The 26,929-nt window shown below is 40.5% G+C and carries 22 protein-coding genes and 1 pseudogene; 17 read left to right on the top strand and 6 right to left on the bottom strand.

Annotated features, from left to right (window positions below; all coding sequences use genetic code 11):
- The first annotated feature begins 69 nt into the window (after positions 1-69).
- Positions 70-1,353 carry a dihydroorotase gene (locus tag BEGALDRAFT_RS04885; protein ID WP_002684249.1) on the top strand — a complete coding sequence of 428 codons (1,284 nt, stop codon included), beginning with the start codon at positions 70-72 and terminating at the stop codon, positions 1,351-1,353.
- A 74-nt stretch (positions 1,354-1,427) separates the two neighbouring features.
- Here BEGALDRAFT_RS04885 and BEGALDRAFT_RS04880 read toward each other — a convergent pair whose 3' ends face one another.
- Positions 1,428-1,637, bottom strand: a complete 210-nt coding sequence (locus BEGALDRAFT_RS04880; protein ID WP_002684248.1) for a KTSC domain-containing protein — start codon at positions 1,635-1,637, stop codon at positions 1,428-1,430.
- 299 nt (positions 1,638-1,936) lie between these two features.
- Between BEGALDRAFT_RS04880 and BEGALDRAFT_RS04875 the strand changes: the two genes are divergently transcribed.
- The 13 genes from BEGALDRAFT_RS04875 to BEGALDRAFT_RS04815 all read left to right on the top strand — a co-directional run bounded on the left by BEGALDRAFT_RS04875 (position 1,937) and on the right by BEGALDRAFT_RS04815 (position 16,910).
- Entirely contained in the window at positions 1,937-2,623 is a 687-nt protein-coding gene (locus BEGALDRAFT_RS04875; protein ID WP_002684247.1) for a P-loop NTPase family protein, read from the top strand.
- Positions 2,624-3,477: 854 nt separating this feature from the next.
- Complete coding sequence (gene aceE, locus BEGALDRAFT_RS04870) at positions 3,478-6,147, top strand: pyruvate dehydrogenase (acetyl-transferring), homodimeric type (RefSeq protein WP_002684246.1); 2,670 nt, start codon at positions 3,478-3,480, stop codon at positions 6,145-6,147.
- A 68-nt stretch (positions 6,148-6,215) separates the two neighbouring features.
- On the top strand, positions 6,216-7,595 hold the full coding sequence (aceF, locus tag BEGALDRAFT_RS04865; RefSeq protein WP_002684245.1) for a dihydrolipoyllysine-residue acetyltransferase: 1,380 nt from the start codon (positions 6,216-6,218) through the stop codon (positions 7,593-7,595).
- Positions 7,596-7,746: 151 nt separating this feature from the next.
- Positions 7,747-7,953 (top strand): hypothetical protein, encoded by a 207-nt coding sequence (locus tag BEGALDRAFT_RS04860; protein ID WP_002684244.1) that lies wholly within the window; start codon positions 7,747-7,749, stop codon positions 7,951-7,953.
- Positions 7,943-8,362 (top strand): PIN domain-containing protein, encoded by a 420-nt coding sequence (locus BEGALDRAFT_RS04855; RefSeq protein WP_002684243.1) that lies wholly within the window; start codon positions 7,943-7,945, stop codon positions 8,360-8,362. Before BEGALDRAFT_RS04860 ends, BEGALDRAFT_RS04855 begins: the two co-directional genes overlap by 11 nt.
- Before the next feature lie 201 nt (positions 8,363-8,563).
- Positions 8,564-10,009 (top strand): KAP family P-loop domain protein, encoded by a 1,446-nt coding sequence (locus tag BEGALDRAFT_RS04850; RefSeq protein WP_002684241.1) that lies wholly within the window; start codon positions 8,564-8,566, stop codon positions 10,007-10,009.
- A gap of 63 nt (positions 10,010-10,072) precedes the next feature.
- Positions 10,073-10,429 carry a hypothetical protein gene (locus tag BEGALDRAFT_RS04845; protein WP_040294871.1) on the top strand — a complete coding sequence of 119 codons (357 nt, stop codon included), beginning with the start codon at positions 10,073-10,075 and terminating at the stop codon, positions 10,427-10,429.
- 561 nt (positions 10,430-10,990) lie between these two features.
- Positions 10,991-12,313 (top strand): hypothetical protein, encoded by a 1,323-nt coding sequence (locus tag BEGALDRAFT_RS04840; protein ID WP_002684236.1) that lies wholly within the window; start codon positions 10,991-10,993, stop codon positions 12,311-12,313.
- A 163-nt stretch (positions 12,314-12,476) separates the two neighbouring features.
- The gene (glf, locus tag BEGALDRAFT_RS04835; RefSeq protein ID WP_040294870.1) at positions 12,477-13,604 is read left to right on the top strand and encodes a UDP-galactopyranose mutase; all 1,128 of its coding nucleotides are present in this window, start codon (positions 12,477-12,479) and stop codon (positions 13,602-13,604) included.
- A gap of 126 nt (positions 13,605-13,730) precedes the next feature.
- The gene (gene rpe / locus BEGALDRAFT_RS04830) at positions 13,731-14,405 is read left to right on the top strand and encodes a ribulose-phosphate 3-epimerase (RefSeq protein WP_002684226.1); all 675 of its coding nucleotides are present in this window, start codon (positions 13,731-13,733) and stop codon (positions 14,403-14,405) included.
- Positions 14,402-15,073 (top strand): phosphoglycolate phosphatase, encoded by a 672-nt coding sequence (locus BEGALDRAFT_RS04825; RefSeq protein ID WP_002684225.1) that lies wholly within the window; start codon positions 14,402-14,404, stop codon positions 15,071-15,073. Before rpe ends, BEGALDRAFT_RS04825 begins: the two co-directional genes overlap by 4 nt.
- Before the next feature lie 56 nt (positions 15,074-15,129).
- Positions 15,130-15,519 carry a DUF4189 domain-containing protein gene (locus BEGALDRAFT_RS04820; protein WP_002684224.1) on the top strand — a complete coding sequence of 130 codons (390 nt, stop codon included), beginning with the start codon at positions 15,130-15,132 and terminating at the stop codon, positions 15,517-15,519.
- A gap of 200 nt (positions 15,520-15,719) precedes the next feature.
- Positions 15,720-16,910 (top strand): acetyl-CoA C-acyltransferase, encoded by a 1,191-nt coding sequence (locus BEGALDRAFT_RS04815; RefSeq protein ID WP_002684223.1) that lies wholly within the window; start codon positions 15,720-15,722, stop codon positions 16,908-16,910.
- A gap of 52 nt (positions 16,911-16,962) precedes the next feature.
- Here the strand turns inward: BEGALDRAFT_RS04815 and BEGALDRAFT_RS04810 are convergent, their stop codons facing one another.
- Positions 16,963-18,231 (bottom strand): HipA domain-containing protein, encoded by a 1,269-nt coding sequence (locus BEGALDRAFT_RS04810; protein WP_002684222.1) that lies wholly within the window; start codon positions 18,229-18,231, stop codon positions 16,963-16,965.
- Positions 18,224-18,478, bottom strand: a complete 255-nt coding sequence (locus BEGALDRAFT_RS04805; RefSeq protein ID WP_002684221.1) for a helix-turn-helix domain-containing protein — start codon at positions 18,476-18,478, stop codon at positions 18,224-18,226. Before BEGALDRAFT_RS04805 ends, BEGALDRAFT_RS04810 begins: the two co-directional genes overlap by 8 nt.
- Positions 18,479-18,585: 107 nt before the next feature.
- Here BEGALDRAFT_RS04805 and BEGALDRAFT_RS04800 point away from each other — a divergent pair, with 107 nt between their 5' ends.
- Complete coding sequence (locus BEGALDRAFT_RS04800; RefSeq protein WP_002684219.1) at positions 18,586-21,237, top strand: COR domain-containing protein; 2,652 nt, start codon at positions 18,586-18,588, stop codon at positions 21,235-21,237.
- Positions 21,238-21,522: 285 nt separating this feature from the next.
- Here BEGALDRAFT_RS04800 and BEGALDRAFT_RS17925 read toward each other — a convergent pair whose 3' ends face one another.
- Positions 21,523-22,077, bottom strand: a complete 555-nt coding sequence (locus BEGALDRAFT_RS17925) for a DUF922 domain-containing Zn-dependent protease (RefSeq protein WP_002684217.1) — start codon at positions 22,075-22,077, stop codon at positions 21,523-21,525.
- A gap of 194 nt (positions 22,078-22,271) precedes the next feature.
- On the opposite strand from BEGALDRAFT_RS17925, the gene BEGALDRAFT_RS04790 reads away from it, so the two are divergent.
- The gene (locus BEGALDRAFT_RS04790; RefSeq protein WP_002684215.1) at positions 22,272-23,219 is read left to right on the top strand and encodes an alpha/beta fold hydrolase; all 948 of its coding nucleotides are present in this window, start codon (positions 22,272-22,274) and stop codon (positions 23,217-23,219) included.
- 217 nt (positions 23,220-23,436) lie between these two features.
- Here BEGALDRAFT_RS04790 and BEGALDRAFT_RS19490 read toward each other — a convergent pair.
- Positions 23,437-23,750, bottom strand: a pseudogene (locus tag BEGALDRAFT_RS19490) (IS1 family transposase); the annotation flags it as partial.
- A gap of 255 nt (positions 23,751-24,005) precedes the next feature.
- Complete coding sequence (locus BEGALDRAFT_RS04785) at positions 24,006-25,460, bottom strand: sigma-54 interaction domain-containing protein (RefSeq protein ID WP_002684214.1); 1,455 nt, start codon at positions 25,458-25,460, stop codon at positions 24,006-24,008.
- 178 nt (positions 25,461-25,638) lie between these two features.
- On the opposite strand from BEGALDRAFT_RS04785, the gene BEGALDRAFT_RS04780 reads away from it, so the two are divergent.
- Positions 25,639-26,868 carry a UbiH/UbiF/VisC/COQ6 family ubiquinone biosynthesis hydroxylase gene (locus BEGALDRAFT_RS04780; protein ID WP_002684213.1) on the top strand — a complete coding sequence of 410 codons (1,230 nt, stop codon included), beginning with the start codon at positions 25,639-25,641 and terminating at the stop codon, positions 26,866-26,868.
- The last annotated feature ends 61 nt before the right edge of the window (positions 26,869-26,929 follow it).

Raw genomic sequence — 26,929 nt, 5'->3', positions numbered from 1 at the left:
GCTCTCTCACTGTTGTCTGTGAAAAAACTGTTAAAATAGGCGGATGATTCAGGTGAGGGATAAATTTATATGACAGCAAAATTCAGTCTTAAAGGGGGACGTGTTCTTGACCCCGCAACACAGCTCGACCAAATCACCGATGTACATATTGCTGAGGGGAAAATTGTAGCAATTGGTGACGCACCCGCTTATTTTTCTGCGGATTGGGAGCTAGATGTTAGCCAACATTTAGTTTGCCCTGGTTTGGTAGATTTAAGCGTGCGATTGCGCGAACCCGGTGCGGAGCATAAAGGGACAATTATTAGTGAAACCCGTGCGGCTGCATGTAATGGGATTACAACATTATGTTGTCCACCTGATACAAATCCCGTCATTGATACGCCTGCGGTTGCTGAATTGTTGCAAAAACGTGCGGAGGAAGCTGGCATGGCAAAAGTATTGCCGTTAGCCGCTTTAACGCAGAGTTTAGCAGGGCAACATTTGGCAAGCATGGGGGATTTAAAAGAAGCGGGGTGTATTGGGGTTAGTAATGCATCATTACCCGTCGAAAATACAGAAGTATTACGTCATGCCATGGAATACGCAGCAACGCATGACATGACGATTTTTTTACAAGCTCAAGATGCATGGTTAGGACGTGCAGGATGTATGCACGAAGGTGCGTATAGTGTCCGTTTGGGGTTGGCAGGTATTCCTGAAGAAGCGGAAATTATTGATGTTGCACGCTGTTTATTATTAATTGAATTAACAGGGGTTAAAGCACATTTTTGTCGTTTAACCAGTGCGCGAGCGGTAGCGATGATTGCCGAAGCGCGGGAGCGTGGTTTAAGCGTTACCGCTGATGTGAGCGCACATCATTTATTTTTAACTGATTTGGATATTGGCGAATATAATAGCCAGTGTCATGTACATCCGCCTTTACGTTCTGAGCGCGATAAAATAGGCTTGCGTCAAGGCTTACTGAATGGTGCAATTCAAGCGATTTGTTCTGACCATCAACCCCATGAAGCTGATGCGAAATTATCACCATTTGTGTCAACAGCGGCAGGGATTTCCAGTTTAGACAGTTTATTGCCCCTATGTTTACAACTTGCCCGCGATTTAGAAGTCGATTATTTAACAATGCTGAATTGGGTGACGGTACAGCCTGCACGCATTTTAGGGATTACTGCGGGGACTTTAACAGTCAATCAACCTGCTGATATTTGTGTAATTAATCCTCAATTAGAATGGACTTTAACGCTTGATACGATGCACAGTATTGGGCGCAACTCACCCTTTTTGGGCTGGTCATTTTTAGGCAAAGTCGTACATACTGTGATTGATGGGCGGTTAGTCAGTAGTGTGAACTGATGTTTAACAGCGGTTAAACAGGATTTAAAACGGATAGTTGCAAGCTAATAACTATCCGTTTTTTATGGAAAAAATTACAATTTTTTATTGATGTAACTATTACGAATATATTCGTTAAAGAACTCACCTTTAGAAGACGCTCGCATTAAGTCGTCATAAACTCTTTTAGAAACTTTATAGTATTCGTAAAGGCTACCATCATGCAGTTCAACTTCTAAAATTTCGGTGTTGATATCATATCCAACGGAATGGATAGCAGAAGATTTAACAAGTTGGCGTTCCATTGAATAACCCCCCTTTTTGTGTTGTTGATTGAAGCATTGGAAAAATAATAAAGTACGCTTGATTATGACATTAATGATTTATTTTCTAAATTGTTAAGTCTATTTAAGGCCCTTAAGCGCAAACGATTGTTTGCATCCTAACCTTATTAGCCTTATCGTGTTTTGTCATACTTTTTCCCTACAATATTTAAGGGACTAAATAACATTTATGACTAATTACTTCCTGATATAAATAAGCAAAAACGGTAACATCGCTATTTATCAGCTTCTGAACGCATCACAACTTAACAGAGGATTGTATGAAAAATATCCATTTTATTGGTGGAGAAAAAGGCGGTGTGGGTAAATCCGTCGTTGCCAGACTGTTAGCACAGTATTGTATTGATAATGATTTATCGTTTATTGGGCACGATAGCGACCGCTCACATGGCACATTTAGCCGTTTTTATGCAGATTATGCCTCACCGATGAGCGTTGACGAATATTCTCAATTAGATGAATTGATTGAGGATATGTTAAATCAAGAAGATAGTCGTATTCTGGTTGATTTAGCCGCACAAACGATTCACCCATTATGCCGTTGGATAGAAGACAGTGAATTGTTGGAATTATGCAAAGAGCAGGAAATTAAGCTGACTTTTTGGCATGTGATGGATGGTAGCAAGGATTCTGTGATTTTATTGGAAGAGTTGTTGGACAAATTTGGCGATAGTGTCAATTATGTTGTGGTATTAAATCATGGACGTGGGCAACCCTTTGATATTTTTAATGCGTCTCCCATCAAACAGCGGATGTTAATGCTCGGCGCGACCTTGATGGAATTGCGGGCTTTACAAAGCAGCACCATGCAAAAAATTGACAAAGCCAATGCCAGTTTTTGGAATGCCATTCATTTAAAAGAAAATGGTTTAGGATTTGTCGAACAACGTCGTGTAAAAGTGTGGCTTGCGGATGCTTATCTGTCGTTTAAATCGATAGAGGTTTAGTGTTAAGTTGAGACGCGATAATTTCGCGTTTTAAACTTAATAAGTTCGGCGATTTTCTGTTAAAAAACAATGGCTTGTCTGAATCAGAATTCACAAAATTTTCAGAATTAGCAGAATTAAAAAGCATGATTCATCTTACTTTTTGGTTTAAGGGTTTTAAATTCCGCTAATTCTGTTAATTCTGAAAATCCTGATTCAGACAATGTTTTAATCTTGTCTGGTGAATCTTAATGAAAAACAAGAGAATAATCTCTGCCAGTCCGTCAAACCTTTTCGCGTGTTCCAACAGACCTGCTAGGTTTTGAAAACCTAGCAGGTCTTTTTTTGTCTGAATCAGAATTCACAGAATTTTCAGAATTAAAAAACGTGATTCGCGTTAATTTCTTGGTTTAAGGGGGTTTAAATTCTATTAATTCTGTTAATTCTGAAAATTCTGATTCAGACAATCTCTTGTCTTTTTAAAAGAATCTCGCCGTACTCAGGTTATTTTACCAATGTCTTTATTGTCTTTTCTACGTAACAATCTCCGCTAGTTTATTCTGTTCTTACCCAAGACACCGTATAATAAATGAATAATAAGACATCTACTGATGTCCATAGCAATCATGAATCCCGCAAAACACCAAAGGAATTCACACGCTACATTGCCGTTTTTCCGTATTAGTGACATAAAACAATCCTACATCCCTTTGTTTTTCTACTAATACAGAGCCTTATTTCCGCCTTTAGGCAAGGTTAGGAAATCGGGGATTAAGCCACTCAAAAGGTGTGTATCCCCCCTATCCCTCACCCTGTGTATTACATACCAGCGATGAGTTTATTTTATTATCCAAATAATTAAGGAAGGACTTGTTATGGCAGAGTACCACGACATAGACCCACAAGAAACACAAGAATGGTTAGATGCGTTAGAGGCTGTATTAGCGCGTGAAGGTTCTGAGCGCACGCACTTTTTACTCGAATCTTTAATCGAAAAAGCCCGCCGTTCTGGTACTTATTTACCTTTCAGTGCCAATACCGCATATGTCAATACCATTCCCCGCCATTTGGAGGAACACAGTCCGGGTGATGCAGCCCTAGAGTGGAATATCCGCTCTCTGATTCGCTGGAACGCCCTAGCAATGGTCGTTCGTGCTAATCGCAAAACAACAGAATTAGGCGGACATATCGCCAGCTTTGCATCTTCCGCGACTTTGTACGATGTTGGTTTTAATCATTTCTTTCACGCCCCATCCAGTCAACACGGTGGCGATTTAGTTTATATTCAAGGACACACCGCGCCCGGTGTTTATGCTCGCGCCTTTTTAGAAGGACGTTTAACTGAAGAAAATCTGGAAGCCTTCCGTCAAGAAATCACTTCCGAGCATGGTTTATCCTCTTATCCACACCCTTGGCTCATGCCTGATTTTTGGCAATTTCCCACTGTTTCTATGGGCTTAAGTCCCTTAATGGCGATTTATCAAGCCCGCTTTATGAAATACCTGCATGACCGTGGCTTAAGCAATAATGAAGGGCGCAAAGTCTGGGCATTCATGGGCGATGGCGAAATGGACGAGCCTGAATCTTTAGGCGCGATTTCTCTTGCAGGACGGGAAAAACTCGACAACCTCGTTTTTGTCGTCAATTGTAACTTACAACGCTTAGATGGCCCTGTACGCGGTAACGGCAAAATTATTCAAGAGTTAGAAGCAGATTTCCGTGGCTCAGGTTGGAACGTCATTAAAGTCATTTGGGGGTCTTATTGGGACCCACTTTTTGCAATGGACACCGATGGTTTACTCGTCAAATTGATGGAAGAAACCGTCGACGGCGAATATCAGAATTACAAAGCCAAAGGCGGTGCTTATACCCGCGAACATTTCTTCGGTAAGTATCCAAAACTCAAAGAAATGGTTGCTAATATGAGCGATGACGATATATGGCGACTCAATCGCGGTGGTCACGACCCGCACAAAGTCTATGCCGCTTATGCAGCCGCGACCAAACACACGGGACAACCCACCGTTATTCTTGCCAAAACCATTAAAGGCTACGGCATGGGCGGTGCAGGCGAAGCCCAAAATATCACCCACCAACAGAAAAAAATGGGTACGGAAGAGCTGAAAGAATTCCGTGACCGTTTCAATATTCCCATTCCTGACGACAAAATTGCTGACGCGCCGTTCTATCGCCCCGCCGAAGACAGTCCCGAAATGCAATACCTCAAAGCCCGACGCGAAGCCCTTGGCGGTTATCTCCCCGCCCGTCGACGCAACGCAACCCCGCTCGAAGTGCCAGAACTCAACGCCTTTGAAAGCGTCTTACAAGGCAGTGGCGAGCGCGAACAATCCACAACCATGGCATTTGTCCGCCTCCTTACCATCCTCACCCGCGATAAAAATCTGGGTAAATACATTGTGCCTATCGTCCCCGACGAATCGCGTACATTCGGCATGGAAGGCATGTTCCGCCAACTCGGCATTTACTCCTCCGAAGGGCAAAAATACAGCCCCCAAGATGCCGACCAAATCATGTTTTATCGAGAAGATAAACAAGGGCAAATTCTACAAGAAGGTATCAACGAAGCAGGCGCGTTCTCCTCATGGATAGCCGCAGGCACTGCCTACAGTAATCATGGCATCAACATGATACCCTTCTATATCTTCTACTCCATGTTCGGCTTCCAACGCATTGGCGACCTCGCATGGGCAGCGGGCGACATCCAAGCCCGTGGCTTCCTCATTGGCGGTACATCAGGACGCACCACCCTTGCAGGCGAAGGCTTACAACACCAAGACGGACACAGTCACCTGATGGCGGAAACCATCCCCAACTGCGTCACCTACGACCCTACTTATGGCTATGAACTCGCCGTTATCGTCCAAGACGGTTTACGGCGCATGTACAAAGACCAAGAAAACATTTTCTACTACATCACCACCTTAAACGAAAACTACCCACAACCTGCCATGCCTGCCAACCTCGACACCACTGGCATCCTCAAAGGCATGTACCTACTCAAAGAAAGCGACGTTAAGAAAAAAGGCACGAAAAAAGTCCAACTGCTCGGATGTGGCTCAATCCTGCGTGAAGTCATCGCAGGCGCAGAACTCCTCGCCCAAGACTTCGGCATACACGCTGATATCTGGAGCGTCCCCAGCGTCACCGAACTCCGTCGTGACGGCTTAGATGTACAACGCTGGAACAACCTCCACCCTGAACAAAAACCCAAACAAGCCTACATCAGCCAATGCCTAGAAGGACGTGCAGGCCCTGTTGTTATCGCCACCGACTACATGAAACTCTTCGGCGACCAACTCCGCCCCTTCATCAGCCAACCCTACTACGTACTAGGCACTGACGGCTTTGGACGTAGCGACCGACGCACCGCCCTCCGCGCCTTCTTCGAAGTCGACCGCTACTACGTCGCCATCACCGCCTTAAAAGGACTCGCCGACATGGGCGATATACCCGTCAGCAAGGTTACAGAAGCCATACAAAAATACGGCATCAACCCCGACAAACCCAACCCAACGACGGTATAACCCCAGACCCGCACTTGCTCCCAAACAACGGGAACAAGTGCCGTCCTACCACTTTTGAGGAAAAAAACATGGCACTTAAAGATATTCTAGTCCCCGATATCGGCGATTTTAAAGACGTACAAGTTATTGAAATACTCGTTAATATTGGCGATACCATCCACAAAGAACAATCCCTTATCACCCTAGAAAGCGACAAAGCGACGATGGAAGTCCCTGCTTCTGATAGCGGGGTTGTTAAAGAACTAAAAATCAAACTCGGCGACCGCGTCTCTGAAGGCTCTGCCGTCCTCATTATCGAAACCAATACAAGCGCAGAAACCCCCACCGCGACTGCAGAACCAGCTCCCGCCCCCATCGCCTCACAATCCGACATGCCCCGCCCGCCTGTCGTCAGCGTTCCCGCTGTTCCCGACATGCCCGTAGCACGCAGTGGCATCAGCGACCCCCGTCGCCCCCACGCCCTGCCCGCCACACCTGACAAACCCGTTACCCCCGTCAGCGTTCCCGACATTGACAAAAGTCACGCCAGCCCCTCCGTGCGCAAATTTGCCCGCGAACTCGGCGTTGATTTACACAAAGTACAAGGCAGTGGACGCGGTGGACGCATTCTGCACGAAGACATACAAGCCTTCGTCAAAGGCGTGATAAACCAACCACCAACCGTCATTGTGCAACAAACGACAGCCCCTGCAACTGCCCCCGCAACAGGCTCAGGCATCCCCGAAATCCCTGCGATTGACTTCAGCAAATTCGGCGAAATTGAAACCCGTCCACTCAGTCGTATCAAAAAAATTTCAGGGACAGCCCTACACCGCGCATGGCTCAACGTCCCACAAGTCACCCAATTTGACGATGCCGACATCACCAACTTAGAAGCCTTCCGTAAAAGCTTGGGTGCAGAAGGCGAAAAACGTGGGGTTAAAGTCACATTCCTTGCCTTCTTAATCAAGGCGTGCGTCAACGTGCTAAAAACCTACCCTGATTTCAATGCCTCCTTAGACCCCAGCAAAGAAAACCTAATACTCAAACACTACTATCACATTGGTGTAGCGGTTGATACGCCGAATGGTCTAGTTGTGCCCGTGGTGAAAAATGCAGATAGAAAGGGATTATTTGAAATTGCGGCAGATTTAAGCGAATTAAGCAAAAAAGCCCGTGATGGCAAACTCACCCCTAACGAAATGCAAGGCGCGACATTCACCATTTCCTCACTCGGTGGCATTGGTGGCACAGCATTCACACCGATTGTGAACGCGCCTGAAGTTGCAATTTTAGGCGTTTCCAAATCTGCCATGAAACCTGTTTATCAAAATGGCGAATTCATTGCCCGCTTAATGTTGCCCTTATCGTTATCGTATGACCATCGCGTCATAGACGGTGCAGCCGCCGCCCGCTTTACAACGACCTTATGTCATTTGTTAGCGGATGAAAGGAATTTGTTGCTGTAGTTTAGAAATTTGGTGGATATAATAAAAATATCCACCAAAAAACTGCTTTTTATTAAATATTAAAGTTATATGGCAAAATGCTTTATTGGTTTTAGTGCTATGATTTCTTTAATCTATCTTTTTTAAATTCTTTAATGTACGAGATTAAATAATGAACGCGCTGGAATTTGAGACTGAAATTCATGACGGAATTGTTAAAATTCCTACTCAATACACATCATGGCAAGAAAAAAGTGTGCGAGTTATTCTGTTAGAAGTTGAGAATAGACCAACATCATCTAAATCACTAAAGTTTGAAGCTTGCTCAATAAAAACAAAAAGCTATAGATTTAATAGAGAACAAGCTAATGAGCGATAAGGTATTTTTTGATACTAATCTGTTAATTTATCTATATTCAGTAGATGAACCAGAAAAGCAACAATTAGTGATTGAGCAAATACAAACGACAGAAAATCGTTGGATTAGTACCCAAGTACTAAATGAACTAAGCAACACGCTTTATAAGAAATTTAAATTAGAATGTGATGATATTAGTCATGTGCTTACTGAATTAGTAGATACTTTTCAGGTCGCAGTTGTTCAACCAACAACTATTATGCAAGCATTAGAAATGGTTAAACGTTATCATTATTCCTATTATGACAGTTTGATCATTGCAACCGCTTTAGAAAAAAGTTGTAACGCGCTTTACTCTGAAGATATGCAACATCAGCAAGTTATAGAGCAAACCTTAATAATTTTAAACCCTTTTAAGTTGCGATTTTAGACATATCTAAATTCGTAATAAAATCTGTTTACAAAATGATAAATCATTGCCCATTTATTTGACGGTATATCCATTACACGCTTTACAACGACCTTATGTCATTTGTTAGCCGATGAAAGGAATTTGTTGCTGTAGTTTATCAGGTTGGCTGGGTGCTGATTTGGTATCCAGCCAATTAATAAATATTTTAAGAGGATAGATATGATGGAAAATGACCTAAATTTTTATATAAAAGAATATTTAAATAGTTATATTGAATCAGATAACCCACAATTTGCTGTAATGCTTAATGGAAAATGGGGAAGTGGTAAAACATGGTTTATTGAAAAATATATTGAAGAAAAGAAAAAAGAAGAAAACAAAACAAATAAATATTTATACGTTAGTTTATACGGAATAAGTAAAATTTCTGAAATATCAGATATTTTTTTCAAAGAATTGCACCCGTTACTTGCATCAAAAACAGCAAAATTTGGAGGGGCTATTTTTCGGGGATTAATAAAGACTTCTATACAGCTTGATATTAGTGGCGATGACAAAAAAGATATGTCTATCAACTCAGAATTACCTAAAATTATTGAGTTTTTGGGCGATGTTAAAAACTATACGCTTATTTTTGATGATTTAGAACGGTGCAAAATTCAATTAGATGTTGTTTTAGGCTACATCAATAGCCTTGTTGAGCATCAAGGATGTAAAGCAATTATCATTGCAAATGAAGAAGAGATTAAGGCGGGGGCAGACGATAAAGTTCAACATGCTTATAAAAGAATAAAGGAAAAGTTAATCGGGCGTTCTTTTACCATAGAACCAATATTAGAAGATGCTATTAATACTTTTATATTAGAAATAAAAAAAGAAAAATTAAAAGATTTTTTTCAGAATCAAGCGAGAGAAGTTATTACAGAGGTATTTCGTCAATCAAAATACGATAATTTGAGATTGATTAAACAATCACTCTGGGAATTTGAACGATTATATGGAGATATTGAAACAACTGATAACCTCTTTTTAGAAAATACGTCCTTTCTAAAGAAATTATTATCTATCTATTTAGCACTCTCTTTTGAAATTAAACAAGGTTCTTTATCTATGGTCTTTTTTGAAAATTTAGAAAAGGTATTAATAAAAGAACTAGAGGAAGGAAGAACACTATTAGAAAAAAAATATCCATTTATATCTATTTATAATTTAATCTTTTCTGCAAGGGTTTGGAACGTATTTTTTACAAAAGGGTTTATTTCTAAAAAAGATATTTCTGAAACACTAGAGAAACAGAGTGAGTTTAGTGATTCTAAAACACCTGCATGGGTAAAATTATGGCATTTTTATGAGTTAACAGATGAGGAGTTTTCAATAATATTAGAGAAAGTTAAAAATGATTTAAAAAATAAAACTTACACAAAACCACAGGTAATTCTTCATATTTACTGTATTTTTTTAAGGCTACATAAAGGAGGTTTATACTCACAATCTTCAGAAAACGAGATTGTAAAGGAGTATAAGCATTATTTCTCTGAAGTAGAAATAACCCTTAAGGAAATCAGTGATTATGATGAATTTTCATGTGATAGTTGGGGGGGGCTTGGATATTGCTCAAGAGAAACTAAAGAGTTTTCAGAAATGTTTAATTATTTAAAAGAATAAATTAGTAAAGTTAGAGATAAAGAAGCTAAACAATATGCTCAAACATTGAATCCATTGGATATTATGAAGGAAAATACAGAGGAATTTATAAAAATATTATGCCCAATATCAAAACCTTATAATAAAAACTATAATATGCCAGTTCTTAAATATTTAAATGCAGAAAAGTTCTTAGAGACTTGGTTAAATTTAAAACCAGCGTTAAGAGAGCTAGTATCTAATGAACTAGTTGAAAGATATAAATATTTTGGAATGCGCTTTATAAAGGATGAACAAGTTTTTTTAAACAAACTTAAAAAAGAAATAGCTCAAGAAAAAGAACACAAAAAAGGAAAAGTAAGTTATTTACATTTAGATAATTTAGAGAAAAAAATTGAAGAGATATTTGCTAATAATGCCTCTCACCTCAATAACACTTAACTCCATCCCCTCACCAACACCTAACAAATTACAAAGCCCTCCCCATCCGCTATATATCATTAAATTTGTCGCTTTTGCGGTCTGTCAGTAAATTTTTTCAGATTGCAGAGATATACGCACCATAAAAAGATTAAATAGAATTGCATAAAAAAAAGTGCATCGATAGGACAATATTGTTGTTTACGGAGAGCCTTAGACTGAGCCTATTTATGTTCGATAACCTAAAGTTCGGCGAGAACCTACCGTTCTTATTTTATTTAGATTTATAATACACTGCGATATTACGCATCAATTTTGTATAAACCCCATGAATGAATGTATCATTGTGGTATTAATCATACAGTTCCCATAGTTAGCTATGACTGATTAGCTCTCTACAAAACAATGCATTTCCTACCTATAGATGTGCGATTGTGGTGCATTCCTAATAAAAAACACACAACTTGAATTTGTTGTATTAAATACTCACAGTGTTGTATTGACTACGCATATCAAAAGTATTACCTTCAATATCGTCAATGAAGTTTTTATTAACCTTTGTCTTTGTGAGGAATAATAGACATGTCCTTTAACAAACACTTACAAGTGAGTTGCGCTAGCGCACTTGTAGCACTTGCTCCTTTTGCAATGGCTGATGATACGGCGGATATGAAACGCCAAATTCAACAATTGCAACAACGTTTAGATACATTAGAATCAACTCCCAGCATGAGTATGGGTGCTAAACCTAAATACTCCTTACAATTATCAGGTCATGTTAATCGTGCCGTTATGTATGCTGATGATGGGATTGATTCCGATACATTCTTCGTTGATGGTGATACTGATGCTTCCCGTGTTGAAATTTTAGGTAAACACATGGTGAGCGATGATGTCACGATTGGGACTAATATCGAAGTTGAATATATTTCTAACAGCAGTTCTGAAGTTTATATCGACCAACCCAGTTCTTTAGGCGGTAAAGGCTTCAACGAGCGGACTTTAGAATTCTATGTCGAAAGTAATACTTTAGGTCGTTTAACCGTTGGTCAAGGTTCTATGGCGAGTGATGATAAAGCCGAATATGACTTGAACGACACCGCTTTAGCGGGTATGTATTCTTTCGGGGCTGACTTTGGGGCTGGTCTTTCTTTCCGTGATGCAGATACCAAAGCTTATATTGGCACTATTGCTGATGTGCATAGTAATTTTGACGGCTTAGATAAAGATGACCGCGTTCGTTACGATACACCCAGCTTTGGTGGCTTTACATTAAGCCTTGCTGCGGGTACTGCCGCTAAATGGGATGCAGGTATCGAATTCCAACGCGCTTTTGGTCCTGTTGAAGTTGTCATGGGCTTAGGTTACGGCAATGTTGGTGATTCCGAAGCCTATTTATATGAAGATGAAGACGGCAACGCCTACCAATTATACAAACACGTATATAGTGGTTCTCTGTCTGTTCTGCATAGCCCATCAGGTTTAAGCTTAACGATTGCTGGCGGTGGTTTAAGCAATGACAGCTTGACTGATACCATTAAAGATTTACCCAGCGATATTTCTGACACACTGGGCGATAGCCGTGAAGACACCGACCCTTTCAGTTGGTCTGCTAAGTTAGGTTATGCCATTGATGCAACAGGCGTTGGCAAAACCTCCTTCGGTATTTCTTATAACCGTACTGAAGACTACAGAACTTGCATGGGTTACGATGCCGTTGATAATATCGACGTTCTCTTAAGCTGCGGCGACAGATACACCAGCTATGGCTTTGGTTTCGTCCAAGCTATTGAAAAAGCTTCTACCGAAGTGTACTTCGGGGTACGTAATCATGAGCTCGAAACATCAGGATTCAATCCTGAAGATATCCTGACTGTTTACGGTGGTGCTCGTGTCAAGTTCTAATTTAGCCCGTGTTTAAGTTTAAACACGACTAAATGGGATAACGACCTAAAAAACCCCATCTGCTATGAGGCACATGGGGTTTTTTAATGAGCAAATTCCTGCATTCACCATTCCCTAAAAAACCTGTTACCATTTCCCCAATTTATTACTCATGGGGGTTACTATGCAAGTTGATTGGTTAATTGTAGGTGCAGGCTTTACAGGTGCAGTTTTAGCAGAACGCATTGCAAGTCAGCTAAAACAAAAAGTGTTAATTGTTGAACAACGTGATCACGTTGGCGGTAATGCTTATGACTATTACGATGAACAAGGCGTATTAGTGCACCAATATGGACCACATATTTTTCATACCAATGCAAAACATGTATGGGACTATCTCGGACAATTTACCCAATGGCGGAGTTATTATCATCATGTGCTTGGCGTGGTTGATGGCAAACAAGTCCCTGTTCCTTTTAATTTAAACTCTCTTTACGCGCTTTTTCCGCCCCACTACGCGGCAAAGTTAGAACAAGCCTTACTAAATGAATACGGCTTTAACGTCAAAGTGCCTATTTTAAAAATTCGAGAATCGGCAAATAATCCTGACTTAAAATTTTTAGCTGACTACATTTATCAAAACGTCTTCCACCACTACACCTTAAAACAGTGGAATCTTACCCCCGAAGAACTTGCGCCTTCCGTCACTGCCCGCGTGCCAATTTATATCAGCCGTGATGACCGCTATTTTCAAGATACGTATCAAGGGCTACCAAAACATGGTTATACAAATCTATTCCGTAACTTGCTAAACCATCCTAATATCAAAGTTTTATTAAACACCAATCAAGCAGAAATTGAAGGCGAAGTAAAATACAAACGCCTAATCTATACAGGTGCGATAGATGACTATTTCCAACACATCCACGGCGAACTGCCCTACCGTAGCTTACGGTTTAACTTTATTCATCATCCTGATGAACACTATCAAACGGTTGGAACAGTCAATTACCCCAATGAATACCACTACACCCGCGTGACCGAATTTAAACACCTGACAGGGCAACGCTGTTTCGGCACAACTTATATAGAAGAATATCCACAAGCCTATATACGGGGCGAAAATATTCCCTACTACCCAATCCCTAAAGACGAATATCGCCAACTTTATAAAAAATATGAAGAAGAAGCGCAAAAGCTTAACGGCAAAGTGCTTTTTGCGGGACGTTTAGCCGATTATCAATACTACAACATGGATCAAGCAGTTGCCCGCGCACTCAGCCTGTTTGAAAAAAACATTTGTACCGCCTAAACCTTGATATAAGTCGACTCTGACAATACCAAGCATTAGAAGGCGTGCTGAATGTACGCCTTCATCAGGGTAAAAAAAACTTATCAACATCATAACAAAAGACCACATATTGAGGACGGAAGACCCATGTCAGATTATTTTATTGCACCCTCTATTTTATCCGCTGACTTTGCACGTTTAGGGGAAGAAGTTAAAAACGTCTTAAGCGCAGGTGCAGACATTGTTCACTTTGACGTAATGGACAATCATTATGTTCCCAACCTCACGATAGGCCCGCTTGTTTGCGAAGCATTGCGAAAACATGGGATTACTGCCCCCATCGATGTTCATCTGATGGTTAAACCCGTTGACCGCATCATTCCCGACTTTGCCAAAGCAGGCGCGACCTATATCACTTTTCACCCCGAAGCCAGCGAACATATCGACCGCTCGTTACAACTTATCCGCGATTGTGGCTGTAAATCGGGTTTAGTCTTCAATCCTGCCACCCCTTTAGACTACTTACGCTATGTCCTCGATAAAGTTGACATGATACTACTCATGTCCGTTAACCCTGGATTTGGTGGACAATCCTTTATCCCCAGTACCCTTAACAAACTACGTGAAGCTAGAAAAATCATTGATGACAGTGGATTACCCATCCGTTTAGAAGTTGACGGCGGGGTAAAAATAGACAACATTCGCCAAATTGCGGAAGCAGGGGCAGACACCTTTGTCGCGGGTTCAGCCATTTTTAACACCCCCGACTACAACGCCACCCTTGCCAAATTCCGCGCCGAACTCGCACAGGTGAAAAAATGATGCAACGACCCGCACTCGTTTTATGCGACTTAGACGGCACACTGGTTGACAGTATGCCCGACCTCGCTAACGCCATTGATGCCATGATGGCAGAACTAGAACTCCCCCTCTGTGGTGAAGAAAAAGTCCGCCATTGGGTAGGCAATGGCGCAGAACGCCTTGTTAAACGCGCCCTAACTGACGACTTTCACGCCGAACCCGATGCCGAATTATTCGACAAAGCTTTTCCCCTCTTTGTCGCTGCTTATGCACAAAATAATGGCGAATTCAGCCGTTTATACGACGGCGTTCTTGAAGGACTAATCTGGCTACAACAACAAGACTTTCATCTTGGCTGTGTCACCAACAAACCCGAACAATTCACCATCCCCTTACTAGAACAACTCGACATTAAAGACTTTTTCCCGCTTATCATCAGTGGCGACACCCTACCCGCCAAAAAACCCGACCCCTTACCCCTACTACATGCGGCTAAATACTTCAATGTATTACCAACCGACAGCCTATTTATTGGCGACTCAATCAACGACGTAACCGCCGCCCGCGCAGCAGGATTTAAAGTGCTCTGTGTCAGCTATGGCTACAACCATGGGCAAGATATTCGCATGGCAAATCCTGACAAAATTGTAGATTCACTCACAGAACTGCCTCACTGCTTAAGTGTTTAATCTACCCTGCTTGTTAATAACGTTGTCCCCCCTCACACAAAACAGGCACAAACGACATGCAAACCATAACCCGCATCACCCTATTACTAGCAAGTACAATTAGCCTAACAACCACCTTTATATCAACAGCTTATGCAGGAGATTTATACGGCGCAATCGCCTATTCTCAAGCAGAACGAGTCTATGGATACTCCTACAACTACAACAGTCGGGGCGAAGCAGAAACCGTTGCACTACAAAACTGCCTTTCTCGTCTAAGCAACGATGGCAGTGAATGCAGCGTCGAACTGTGGTTTAAAAACAGCTATGGCGCGTTAGCCCAAGGCGATGATGGCTTTGGCACAGGTTACGGACAATACAAACAAGAAGCCCAACTCCAAGCCCTAGAAAAATGCCAACAATACACAACCAACTGCGACATTATTGAAACCATTGGCACTGATTAAAATCAATCAATTATCAATACATAAAAACACGGAAAGAAGATGTAACTGACTATACATCTTCTTTTTTTTGGCTCACAATATTAACGTTCACGTCAACAATATAAACAATTTAAAAATCTAACCTACTAATATAAAACACATTATCCAAAAAATACAACGCTTATAAAAACCACAAAACAATACCCCAAAGGAGCAACTTTATGACCCAACAAGACCCCATCGTCATTGTCGCCTATGCCCGCACCGCTATGGGCGGATTTCAAGGCATCTTCAACAATGTTCGCTCGTCCGAACTCGGCGGGACAGCCATTAAAGCCGCTGTTGCCCGCGCAAACTTAAACCCCGAAGACATACAAGAAGTGTTTATGGGTTGCGTTCTCCCCGCAGGTTTAGGACAAGCCCCCGCCCGTCAAGCCGCCCTACTCGCAGGATTACCCGTACAAACAGGATGCACAACCGTTAATAAAGTCTGCGGTTCAGGCATGAAAGCCACCATGCTCGCCCACGACCTACTGCTAGCAGGCTCACAAGACATCATCGTCGCAGGCGGGATGGAAAGCATGAGCAACGCCCCGTATTTACTGCCTAAAGCACGCGGTGGCTATCGCTTAGGACATGGACAAATCATCGACCATATGTTTTTTGACGGCTTAGAAGATGCCTATTTTGACAAAGGGCGACTAATGGGCACATTTGCCGAAGACTGCGCCACACAATACCAATTCACCCGCGAAGACCAAGACCGTTTTGCCATTGAATCACTACAACGCGCACAAAAAGCCATTGCCGAAGGCTGGTTTAAACAAGAAATAACTCCCTACGTCCTAACCGACAAAACAGGCGAAGTGCTACTGCAAGAAGACGAACAACCCAACAAAGCCCGTATTGATAAAATTCCCCAATTAAAACCTGCTTTTAAAAAAGACGGTACAGTTACGCCCGCCAATTCCAGCTCGATTTCTGACGGTGCGGCGGCATTAGTCCTGATGCGACGTTCTCAAGCAGAAAAACGGGGCTTAAAACCACTCGCCGTGATTCATGGACACACAACACACGCCCAAGCCCCGCATTTATTCACAACCGCGCCAATAGGGGCAATCAATCACCTGTTAGCAAAAATAGGTTGGACGACAACCGACGTTGATTTATATGAAATTAATGAAGCGTTTGCCGTTGTAACGATGGCAGCAATGCAGACGTTAAAATTGCCAGCGGAAAAAGTGAATATACACGGCGGAGCTTGCGCCTTAGGTCATCCAATTGGCGCATCAGGGGCGCGGATTTTGGTCACATTGTTAGCAGCATTAGAACAATACGGATTAAAAAAAGGCGTTGCATCCTTGTGTATCGGTGGCGGAGAAGCAACCGCGATGGCAGTGGAACGGCTGTAAAAAAGCTGAATATGGTGAATAAATGAGACGAATAGCACCATTTTAAGTGGTGTTATTCGCTGTAAATTCGTTCTTTTAAAAATGCAATATTTTCTAAAACAGATTGTTTATATTGTTCAATAAAATCATTTTGATAAAATGCCTTATTAATATGTGTAGCAATATCATCTAATTTTTGCGCCATTCCTTTAGTTAATTGTTCAAATATATTTTTTATGGTTGATGGATGAATATCACAGTCGCTACATAAATCTTTAAAATCTAAGCTGTTTAATTCCTCATAAATATAACTGTCTCCTATTGCCATTGCTAAATTCTGGTCGTATTCCCCTTGATACAACCCTATATTAATCAAGTCATAAAATGGGGTTGTTTCCATACCTGATTGATTGATAAAAAAAGAAATATTTTTTCCGTGTGCATCTGTATTTTTAATGATGAGATTAAAAACAAGCCATCGAATAATATTCTGTTTTGCAATAAAAGGGATTTTACAACCTTCAGAAATTGCAAATAATTTTTTAAAAGATACACCATCTCTAATATTCGCTACATCTCTACCGTGTCCTAAAGACCATTCATATTTATGCGAAGAAAGAACCCCTAAAGCTTGGCAAGCATCAATAATATGTAGTCGTTCTACTTTTTCATCTTTAATGCGCCTATCAAACCGTTGAACAGAAAGAACAGCTTCTCCCTCAAAATCTAAAATTTCTACAGTCGCAACATTTAAACCACAAGACTTAGCTAACTTCATACTAAAATATTCATTTAAAATCAGTGTGGAATGTGGTTTTGCGAATTTTAAAATATGGGTTGACGCAAGATTACCCTCTCCAAAACCAAATTTGCCGTTTAATTCTACAATCGGTAATTTTTGTTGTACGCCTGCAATACTAAGGCGTGGCTTGCCGTCCCATATCATTAAACTTTGAGATTCTCTCATTTTGATTCTGTTTTGCAATATGTCGGGAGTTATTTCTATAAAACAAGTTTTTTCAGTTTGACAATCATCTGTTACAAACTTAAACGCGCCCGTTGGTTCTTTACCAATCGTTTTAAGTAAGGTAAATGGGCGATGTTTAGACACACCTACAAATTGAGATAGTTCTGTTAGTGCGTTGCCTTCTGGTAACAGGTTTTCTATAAACGCTTTTACAGGATTACCAGCACTTATTTTTTTTAAAGGAATTATTGGCGATAGTGGAAACCCTTGTTTATTCCATTCATCGGTATAACTCACGGTAAAATTATCTGTATCAGTCTCATATTGCAATGTACCTATTTGATTTTGTTGATAGCAAATAATAAGCTCAATCATCTAAAAGACCTTCAAACTTAAGTTTTATGCCTAAACCTTGTAAAACATGTAAGGCGTTTTCTAACGTTGAACCGTTGCTATTTTCTAAACTATTAATTGTTTTTATATTAAGGTTAGAAATTGCTGCTAATTCAATTTGTTTAAGACCTAATCTTGTCCGTTGTGCCCGCACGATTTCGCCGATTGTTTGTGCGGTTACTTTTTCACAAGGTATGGGAAAAGGAGTGACTTTGATTTTTTTAACCATGTTAATCCTAAAAATTGTATATTTTAGGAAATATAGTATTTTTCCAGCAAAGAAACAATATAATTGTACTTTTTCGGAATTTATCTTTAATTAAAGGTTAGAAATAAATGGATAGAAAAGAGCTTGAACAAAAATTACGGGATTTAAACGACCCTTGGAAATGTGCAGCATTTGCGGCAAAGATGGCTTTGTTGGCATTGCCTGTATTAGCGATAGAGGCTGATAAAAAAGGGTTTTTATGGTTTTGGAAAAAGTCTGAACGGCAAAAATATTTATTAGCCATATTACGTGCTGAACAATTAGGATGGTGTGCGACTTATTTGGAAAGTAAGGAGATTGCCCGTGCTGTTGCCACTGACCATGCTGTTGCAATCCATGCTCTAAATGCTGTAATCAATGCCCCCTCCCTTACTACTCATGCCTCAGCAGTAGGGGCAGTAGCAGCAGTAGCAGAGGTAGCTACCACCACTATTATAGCTGCTGGTATTGCTACCATAGCCCCCGACACTAGTGGTAATGTTATCACTTTCGACACTAATGAAAATAGTGCTGCCTTCAGTGCTTGTCTTGTAGCCATCAATATTGATGCTGTCTATGTCGCCTATTCCATTGCCCATATTATCGCCATTTTTATAGAGTTTTTAGAGAAAGGTAAAAAAACTATACTATTAGAACAACCATCTAAAATCATTTCCCCCAAATTACACACGCATTTTATCCAAGGTTTGAAAGAACTCGGTCATGGTTTTGATACTTATTGGTTAAATTGGTATCAAGACCGTTTAGCAGGTAAACCGCTGAATCCTAAAACGCTGGCTAAACAAGTTTTACTTAGTCCCGAATATGAGGCTCTTTCTCCAGCCGAAATTAATGCACGGTTACTATCTCAATGGGAAAATCCTGAGCAAGAAACCTTAAATCGTGTTCGTGTGATTTTTTTAGGCTATGGCGAAGCGGGAAAAACTTCATTAATCCGTGCTTTATTTAATGAGCCTGTCATTGAAAATAAAGAAGCAATGACCGCAGGAATTGATATTCGTGAGTGGGATGTGCCTAATGCAAAAATAAAAGCCCATTTTTGGGATTTTGGTGGGCAAGTGATGGCGCACGCAACGCATCAATTTTTTCTCCGTTCGCGCTGTTTATATGTGTCACTCCTCAATGCACGCACGGATATTAATGCGAATCAACAAGTAGAATATTGGTTAGAACATGTCAAAGCCTTTGGCGGCGACTCAAAAGTCATGTTGGTGGGTAATAAATCTGATTTAACACAAGTTAATTTAGATATGCACCGTTTAAATGAAAAATATCCGCAACGGCTTGTTAATTTTTACCCGTTAAGTTGTACGCAATACCAAGATGCTGGAAAGCATCAACGTTATTTTGAGATTTTTAAAACGGAATTGATTGAACAACTGCAAGCGATGGAAATTTATCAAACCCGTTTTACAGCAGCAGAATTTAATATTTTACAAATTTTAAGAACAAAATCTGTTACCTCAGCATTTTTAAGTAAAACAGATTACACAACACTGTGTAATCAAGAAGGGATTCAAACAACAGCGGATTTTAACCAAGACAGTTTATTAAAACTCTTTGATGCTTTAGGCGTTATTATTCATTTTCCCAAGATTACCCGTTTAAATGACTATGTCTTAAATCCACGTTGGCTAACTTATGGGGTTTATACCTTAATTTATGGTAAAACCGCCCATTTAACAGAACAACAAGCGCACGCAATTTTAACGACTCAAAAAGTGGTTGACCATGAAGGCAATGAATTAACGTATTCTTGCGAGCGTTATTGGGTGATTTTGGAAGCGATGAAAGAGTTTGAATTGTGCTATGAATTACCGCAAAAACCTCATAATTATGTCATTCCCGATTTATTACCTTCTGACCAACCCCAAAATTTACAATTTGACCGCGCCACTGCTTTTCGTTTCGATTTTGATTTTGAAGGTTTTTTGCCAAGACATCTCACGGCAAATTTTATCGTGCGACAACATCATGAAATTGTGGATAATCTGGTGTGGCAAAATGGGGTACGTTTAAAATCGCAAAGTTACCAAGCACAAGCGTTAGCAATGGCAGATTATCATGGGCGACGTTGGTCGTTATGGGTTTCAGGGAAAGATACAGTACGATATTTTAGTAAGTTATATGATGATGTTAAAATTATTCTGGCAAGAATGACCTTAACTTATAGCGAGTGGGTTTGGTTGCCAAATGCAAAGAATGAAGTTGATTCAACAGGTAACATGTCCCGCGCAGGCTTTAAGGGTTTATTAGCCTTAGAGCGTGCTAGAGGAAAACTTTATATATGTGAATATGGTCAATATCCATTAAGCGAGGTTTTAAAGTTTATGACAGATGAGAAACGGGCGGAACAACAAGGCGGTGTTAATATCGAGATTAATACAGGAGGAGGAGATTTTAGTATGGGAGGCGATATTGTTGGGCGTGATAAACATCATAATATTGAGCAAGCAAATAATAGTGAAAATGCTCAGTTATTAAGATTGTTACAGAAATTACTGACTCAATTACAACAAGTGAAAAGTACAGAAGAAACTGAAGCCGCCAAGAGTTTTGCACAACAAGCAATTACTGAGGTACAAAAGGAAAAACCTAATTTTTTCCAGTTAAAAGTTACAACCAAGGGGTTAATTGAAGCTGCAAAAGCCGTTGCTTTAATTTATCCCATTGTTATGCCGATTATTGAACAAATTGAAGCACTAATAACAAAAAAATAATAATTTTAACCTCATTCCAATGCTTAAGCGTGGAAGCAATAAAACTTAACTAACCTTAGCTCTACGAGTTTTCTAGAATAAAACAGAGACCTACTAGGTTTTAAAAACCTAGCAGGTCTTTTTTTGTCTGAATCAGAATTCACAGAATTTTCAGAATTAGCAGAATTAAAAAGCATGATTCGCATTAACTTCTTGGTTTAAGGGGTTTAAATCCTGTTAATTCTGAAAATTCTGATTCAGACAAGCTGTTATCTTTTTAACAGAAACTCGCAGAACTCAGGTAACTTAAGGAAAGACCGCCCCATCATTCATGCCGTGATTGGTATCAATATCATACTGCTTATTCTCGGCAATATTTTCATCAACAATATCATGCGCTAGGGCATTGGCAGCTTCTTCTAAATCGGCACAAGTTTCATAACTGTCCATGTTTAATAACGCCTCTTCAATTTCATTCGCGGCTTTTATCCCATAATCACGATGACCATTTTCATGGTCAATTAAGGCTTTATAATAACGTTTCCAACGGTTTTGAGCGTCTTGATTGGCAATCGTATCTTTTGCCAGTTTTGGCAAGGTGAACTTGACATCTACGGTTGTTGTCACTCGATTAATCGTACATTCATCGGGTTTTTTATCCCAGAAAAATCGCCATTTGACTGACCATTTTGTATAAGCATCATAATTTCCTTGACGTTTTTCATTGAGGTCTTTGCGTATGGCTTTTGCATCTTTACCGTCCACAATGTAGTAGTAAGTTTCTGTATTAATATCAGGACGTGCTTCGGCAAATTGGGCAACAAGGAGCAGACTTAATGCAAAAAGGGGCGTTATGTTCATGTTGGGACGCATCACAAGGCAAGTTAGAAAGTGAATATTAAATAGTGTAGCGGTTTCATCTGCTATGGATGAATAACCCTATGTGTTATTTTGTTGACTAAATTTCTCGGTATATTATTTTTCGCCGTAACTATTTCATGGGCGAGTGTGAGATAATTTTAATTTTAGGGATTGACGGTATTTTCATATAAATCATGCAACAACAAGATTGGTGGCAAGAAACCTTTCCAACAGGGCGTAAAACCCTGCAAATCATAGATGCTAATGGTCACCCCGTAACCTTATCTTATGGGGAAAAAGGACAAGGACAACCGCTTGTCTGTCTCAATGGATGGGGATGTTGGAGTTATAGTTGGCATCAGAATATTGATGCATTATCAGAACATTTTCGTGTCATTTGTTTCGATGGCAAAGGTTACGGTTTTTCGGATAAACCATTGTTACAAGACAGGTCTGGTTATCAAGTTAAAGAAGTCATTCGTGTGATAGAAGCCTTGTGTGATGAGCCTGTTTTTTTAGTGGGTGAATCACTTGGCGGATTAATTGCGCTTGCGGTCGCACAGGAACGTTCTGATTTAGTATCGCAATTATGTGTTATCGATGCGGCAATTTTTCCGCGTCAGATGCCTAACTTAGGGATGCGGATGATGGTAAAAATTCCGCTCAGTTGGGTACGATTTTTTGATTATTCGGGTTTAGCGCGTTATTGTGAACCTTTATTGCGTATTTTATATCATCAAGGACAGCGAGAAATTTATTATAACCGTCGGACTTTGAAAGAAGAAAATGTACATTGGGTGTTATACCCTTATTTAGCCTTTCAGGGAGCGTTAACCCGTTTAACGGCTGATTCTAAGCAAGCGACGGAAGAAATTATTAAACTCATTCGATTTAATGATGGTGTTATTGCAGAAGTTCAAGAAAATCTTGAAGAAATCAAATGCCCAACTTTAGTTTTATGGGGAGAAAAAGACCATTGGTTTCCGCCGAGTGATGCAGAGCGTTTAAAAGCGAGTTTGCCAAACGCTGTTTTAAAAGTGATTCCTAATTGTGGTCATCATGCAATTAGTGATTGTCCTGAACAAGTGAATCAGGCATTAATTCAATTTTGGTTGCAGTTGGGTAGGCAGGGAATGCAGTAGTTAAATGGAATTAGCTTTTTAACAATAGGCTGGATTGGATACCACCATATTAAATTAAGCGGTGTTATCCATACCGTTTATTTAATGAGGTTTAGCACTTCAGATTGATTAATAGGATAAATATGCGCATAAAAATTAAGAATATTGGTATTTTATGACAAGCTGAGTTTATGCTTGGTGATATGACTATTTTATGCGGAAAAAATAATAGGTAGTGCTAAAGAAGCAGTGATTTGTTGTAATTGTTAATGAAAAAAATAGTAGCTCCGATGTGATTTTCTATCTTATTGGAAAAAGATAAGATTTTTCTCACTAAATGACTAATACGCTGTCTTAATCGCTCAATATGATTGGTCAGTCCCGTCTCCTTCCCTACCGCTTTATGCCGTTTATTCGGAAGAACTTTCTGAAGGCAATTCCGACAACTTCTTGTGAGTCTCTATCCAACGCTAACCATATCCACACTTTCTGGTGACGTTGCCCAACCAATGACCACATCTCATCACATTCTAAGCACAACCGTCCTTTTTTTTAACCGCCCCCAGTACTGCGAGATTTATAAAATAAAACAGGGGTCTGCTAGGTTTTCAAAACCTAGCAGGTCTTTTTTTGTCTGAATCAGAATTCACAGAATTTTCAGAATTAGCAGAATTAAAAATCATGATTCGCATTAATTTCTTGGTTTAAGGGTTTTAAATCCTGTGAATCCTGAAAATCCTGATTCAGACAAGTTATTGTCTTTTTAAAAGAAGCTCGCAAAACTTAGGTTGAATTTAATAAAAGACATTATAAAAATGGCGAAAAATCCTGCTTTTGTATGCCTAGCTTTATCATTCGAGAACGTAATGTATTTGGATGAATATCTAATAAAGCCGCTGCTCCTTTTTCGCCCGCGATAATACCGCGAGTGACGTTTAGCGCGTGCAAGATATGTCGCCGTTCGGCTTCTGCGAGGGTCAATACATCAGTTGTGATACTGCTATCGGTTAAAACAGGCACGGGCGTGAGTAAAAAATCTTCACTGCTTAAAATGGCGGATTGCGCCACAATCACCGCTCGTTCTAATGCATTTTGTAACTCACGAATATTGCCATGCCAATAGGCATTTTGTAAGGTTATCAATGCTTCATCAGTGATTGTGCGGATGTGTTTTCCGAATCGTTTTGCTGCTTTTTCTAAAAAATAGCGGGTGAGGGCGGGAATATCATCACGGCGGTCACGCAATGGGGGGAGATAAATCGGAAAGACCATTAAGCGATAAAATAAGTCTTGGCGAAATGCGGTGGTACGGACTAATTGGCTTAAATCTCGATTTGTCGCTGCAATGATGCGCACATTAACGGTTATCGTGTGACTACTGCCAACCCGCTCAAATTCTTGTTCTTGTAACACCCGCAAAAGTTTTACCTGTGTTTCTAGCGGTAATTCAGCAACTTCATCTAAAAACAATGTGCCCCCGTCTGCTAATTCAAAGCGTCCTATGCGTTGTTGTAACGCGCCTGTAAACGCGCCTTTTTCGTGTCCAAATAATTCACTGTCGACAAGGCTATGTGCAATTGCGGCACAGTTGACTTTAATTAAGGGTTTATTTTTGCGGGGGCTGCGGTTGTGAATCGCGCGGGCAATCAGTTCTTTTCCTGTGCCACTTTCGCCCTGAATTAAGACGCAGGCATCTGTTGGTGCGACTTGTGACACTTGGCGGAGCACTTTTTGTAATGGTTGGCTATTGCCAATAATTTCTTCGAAATTGTGTTCGGTTTTTATCTCTTCTTGTAAATATCGATTTTCTGCTTGTAGTTGTTCTTTTAAGCGTTGTACTTCTGCAAGGGTTTGATGTAGCTTTAATTCTGCACGGCGACGTTCAGTAATATCTTGAAAAACAACAACTGCACCGATGACTTTATCGCCGTCATAAACGGGGGTGCTGGTATAATCAACAGGAAAACAAGACCCATCTTTGCGCCAAAATACTTCATTATCGGCATGGTGAACAAGCCCGTCACGAATTGCCATATAAATGGGGCAGTCTTGGCGTGGGTAATGAGAGCCATCGGCACGGCTGTGGTGGTGGTAGTCGTGAATAGGTTTGTTAATTATTTCGTGTAATGACCAACCAATCATTTTTAATGCAGCAGGATTAATAAACGTGGTGTTTCCGTCTATGTCTAATCCAAAAATGCCTTCGCCTGCGGCAAGCAAAATATTGTCATGTTGAAGTTGTTTAAGGCGATGATTAGACATGATAAACAGAGTATTGAGCCTGAGTTTTAGCAGTGAGCTAACATTATAGCGGTTTTCTGCGAACAAGCATTTAATGGGGGGATGTGTTGGCGTTTCAAAGGTGGCGGTTCATCGTGGTGTGAGTTAGGCAAAGCAGGAAAATGGGCTATCAATTTTCAGCACAAAGGTAGATTTATTTATGCAACACAGTACAAATTTTGATGTTGTTATCGTTGGGAGTGGGATTGTTGGCTCTACATTAGCGTGTGCGTTGTTACAGGCGGGTTTAAAAGTCGCGTTAGTCGAGGCGAATCCACAAACAGTGATTGATACCCAATCTCTTGATTTACGAACATTTGCGATTACTCGAGCTTCTGAACGGATTTTTCAGCAATTGGGCGTGTGGTCGGCTATGCAGGCGTTGCGGGTGAGTCCGTTTCAATCGATGTATGTGTGGGATGCAAACGGGACGGGTGAAATTCATTTCGATTGTACGCAGTTAGTTGAACCCGTTTTAGGGCATATTGTGGAGCAGTCGGTGATGCGAGCCGCACTACATGCGCAATTAAATCAGTATCCATCGTTATTAACGTGGTTTCGTCCCGCAAAAGTTGTGCAATTGTTACAGATTGGGCAGGCAATGGAGGTAACATTAGATACCGCAAGCGTTTTACGAACAGCATTATTGGTCAGTGCAGAGGGAGCAAATGCGTCGATTCGTTCATTAGCAGGAATTCCATATCAATTACAAGATTATGGACAACAAGCGATTGTCGCCAATATTCGTACAGAATTATCGCATCAGCATACTGCGTGGCAACGGTTTTTAACGGATGGGGTATTAGCCTTTTTACCATTAAAGGATGAACACAGTTGTTCTATTGTGTATAGCGTACCTACGCCAACCGCACGCGATTTAATGGCATTGTCTGAAAGCGATTTTTTAAATCATTTATCCGTAACTTTTGCATATCGCTTAGGTGAGGTTATTGCCTGTAGCGAGCGTTTAGCCTTTCCTTTACAACGTCGCCATGCACAACATTATGTGCAAACGCGCCTTGCATTAGTTGGTGATGCTGCGCACACGATTCATCCGCTGGCAGGACAAGGGGTGAATTTAGGTTTATTAGATGCAGCAAGCCTTGCTGAATTAGTAATACAAGCTTATCGTCAGGGGGAAGATGTCGGGCAAATTAGCTTATTGCGCCGTTATGAACGTTGGCGTAAAGGGGATAATCTTGCCATGATGTTGGCAATGGATGGTTTTAAACAGTTATTTAATACACAACATCGCCCTTTGCAATGGTTACGCAGTCAAGGTTTAAATCTTACAAATCAATTACCGCCTTTAAAAATGCTGTTTATGCGTCAAGCAATGGGATTAACAGGCGATTTACCGCAATTAGCAAGAGTTAATACAGTGATTTAATTGACAACAGATTATTTGCCTAGTTTGCATTTGGCAAACGGGTGATTTAAAGATAACAAAC

This window comes from Beggiatoa alba B18LD (genome assembly GCF_000245015.1).
GTDB lineage: Bacteria > Pseudomonadota > Gammaproteobacteria > Beggiatoales > Beggiatoaceae > Beggiatoa > Beggiatoa alba.
Note: the sequence above shows the minus strand (reverse complement) of the source record. Positions and strands in the feature narration are given on the sequence as shown.

Bases quoted from the DNA above. Each gene is read 5' to 3' on its own strand.
- BEGALDRAFT_RS04825 (WP_002684225.1), top strand. From the start codon at position 14,402: ATGATGCAACGACCCGCACTCGTTTTATGCGACTTAGACGGCACACTG.
- rpe (WP_002684226.1), top strand. From the start codon at position 13,731: ATGTCAGATTATTTTATTGCACCCTCTATTTTATCCGCTGACTTTGCA.
- BEGALDRAFT_RS04840 (WP_002684236.1), top strand. From the start codon at position 10,991: ATGTCCTTTAACAAACACTTACAAGTGAGTTGCGCTAGCGCACTTGTA.
- BEGALDRAFT_RS04780 (WP_002684213.1), top strand. From the start codon at position 25,639: ATGCAACACAGTACAAATTTTGATGTTGTTATCGTTGGGAGTGGGATT.
- BEGALDRAFT_RS04820 (WP_002684224.1), top strand. From the start codon at position 15,130: ATGCAAACCATAACCCGCATCACCCTATTACTAGCAAGTACAATTAGC.
- BEGALDRAFT_RS04790 (WP_002684215.1), top strand. From the start codon at position 22,272: ATGCAACAACAAGATTGGTGGCAAGAAACCTTTCCAACAGGGCGTAAA.
- glf (WP_040294870.1), top strand. From the start codon at position 12,477: ATGCAAGTTGATTGGTTAATTGTAGGTGCAGGCTTTACAGGTGCAGTT.
- BEGALDRAFT_RS04805 (WP_002684221.1), bottom strand. From the start codon at position 18,478: ATGGTTAAAAAAATCAAAGTCACTCCTTTTCCCATACCTTGTGAAAAA.
- BEGALDRAFT_RS04845 (WP_040294871.1), top strand. From the start codon at position 10,073: ATGAAGGAAAATACAGAGGAATTTATAAAAATATTATGCCCAATATCA.
- BEGALDRAFT_RS04860 (WP_002684244.1), top strand. From the start codon at position 7,747: ATGAACGCGCTGGAATTTGAGACTGAAATTCATGACGGAATTGTTAAA.
- aceF (WP_002684245.1), top strand. From the start codon at position 6,216: ATGGCACTTAAAGATATTCTAGTCCCCGATATCGGCGATTTTAAAGAC.
- BEGALDRAFT_RS04885 (WP_002684249.1), top strand. From the start codon at position 70: ATGACAGCAAAATTCAGTCTTAAAGGGGGACGTGTTCTTGACCCCGCA.
- BEGALDRAFT_RS04800 (WP_002684219.1), top strand. From the start codon at position 18,586: ATGGATAGAAAAGAGCTTGAACAAAAATTACGGGATTTAAACGACCCT.
- BEGALDRAFT_RS04815 (WP_002684223.1), top strand. From the start codon at position 15,720: ATGACCCAACAAGACCCCATCGTCATTGTCGCCTATGCCCGCACCGCT.
- BEGALDRAFT_RS04850 (WP_002684241.1), top strand. From the start codon at position 8,564: ATGATGGAAAATGACCTAAATTTTTATATAAAAGAATATTTAAATAGT.
- aceE (WP_002684246.1), top strand. From the start codon at position 3,478: ATGGCAGAGTACCACGACATAGACCCACAAGAAACACAAGAATGGTTA.
- BEGALDRAFT_RS04855 (WP_002684243.1), top strand. From the start codon at position 7,943: ATGAGCGATAAGGTATTTTTTGATACTAATCTGTTAATTTATCTATAT.
- BEGALDRAFT_RS04810 (WP_002684222.1), bottom strand. From the start codon at position 18,231: ATGATTGAGCTTATTATTTGCTATCAACAAAATCAAATAGGTACATTG.
- BEGALDRAFT_RS04875 (WP_002684247.1), top strand. From the start codon at position 1,937: ATGAAAAATATCCATTTTATTGGTGGAGAAAAAGGCGGTGTGGGTAAA.
- BEGALDRAFT_RS04785 (WP_002684214.1), bottom strand. From the start codon at position 25,460: ATGTCTAATCATCGCCTTAAACAACTTCAACATGACAATATTTTGCTT.
- BEGALDRAFT_RS04880 (WP_002684248.1), bottom strand. From the start codon at position 1,637: ATGGAACGCCAACTTGTTAAATCTTCTGCTATCCATTCCGTTGGATAT.
- BEGALDRAFT_RS17925 (WP_002684217.1), bottom strand. From the start codon at position 22,077: ATGAACATAACGCCCCTTTTTGCATTAAGTCTGCTCCTTGTTGCCCAA.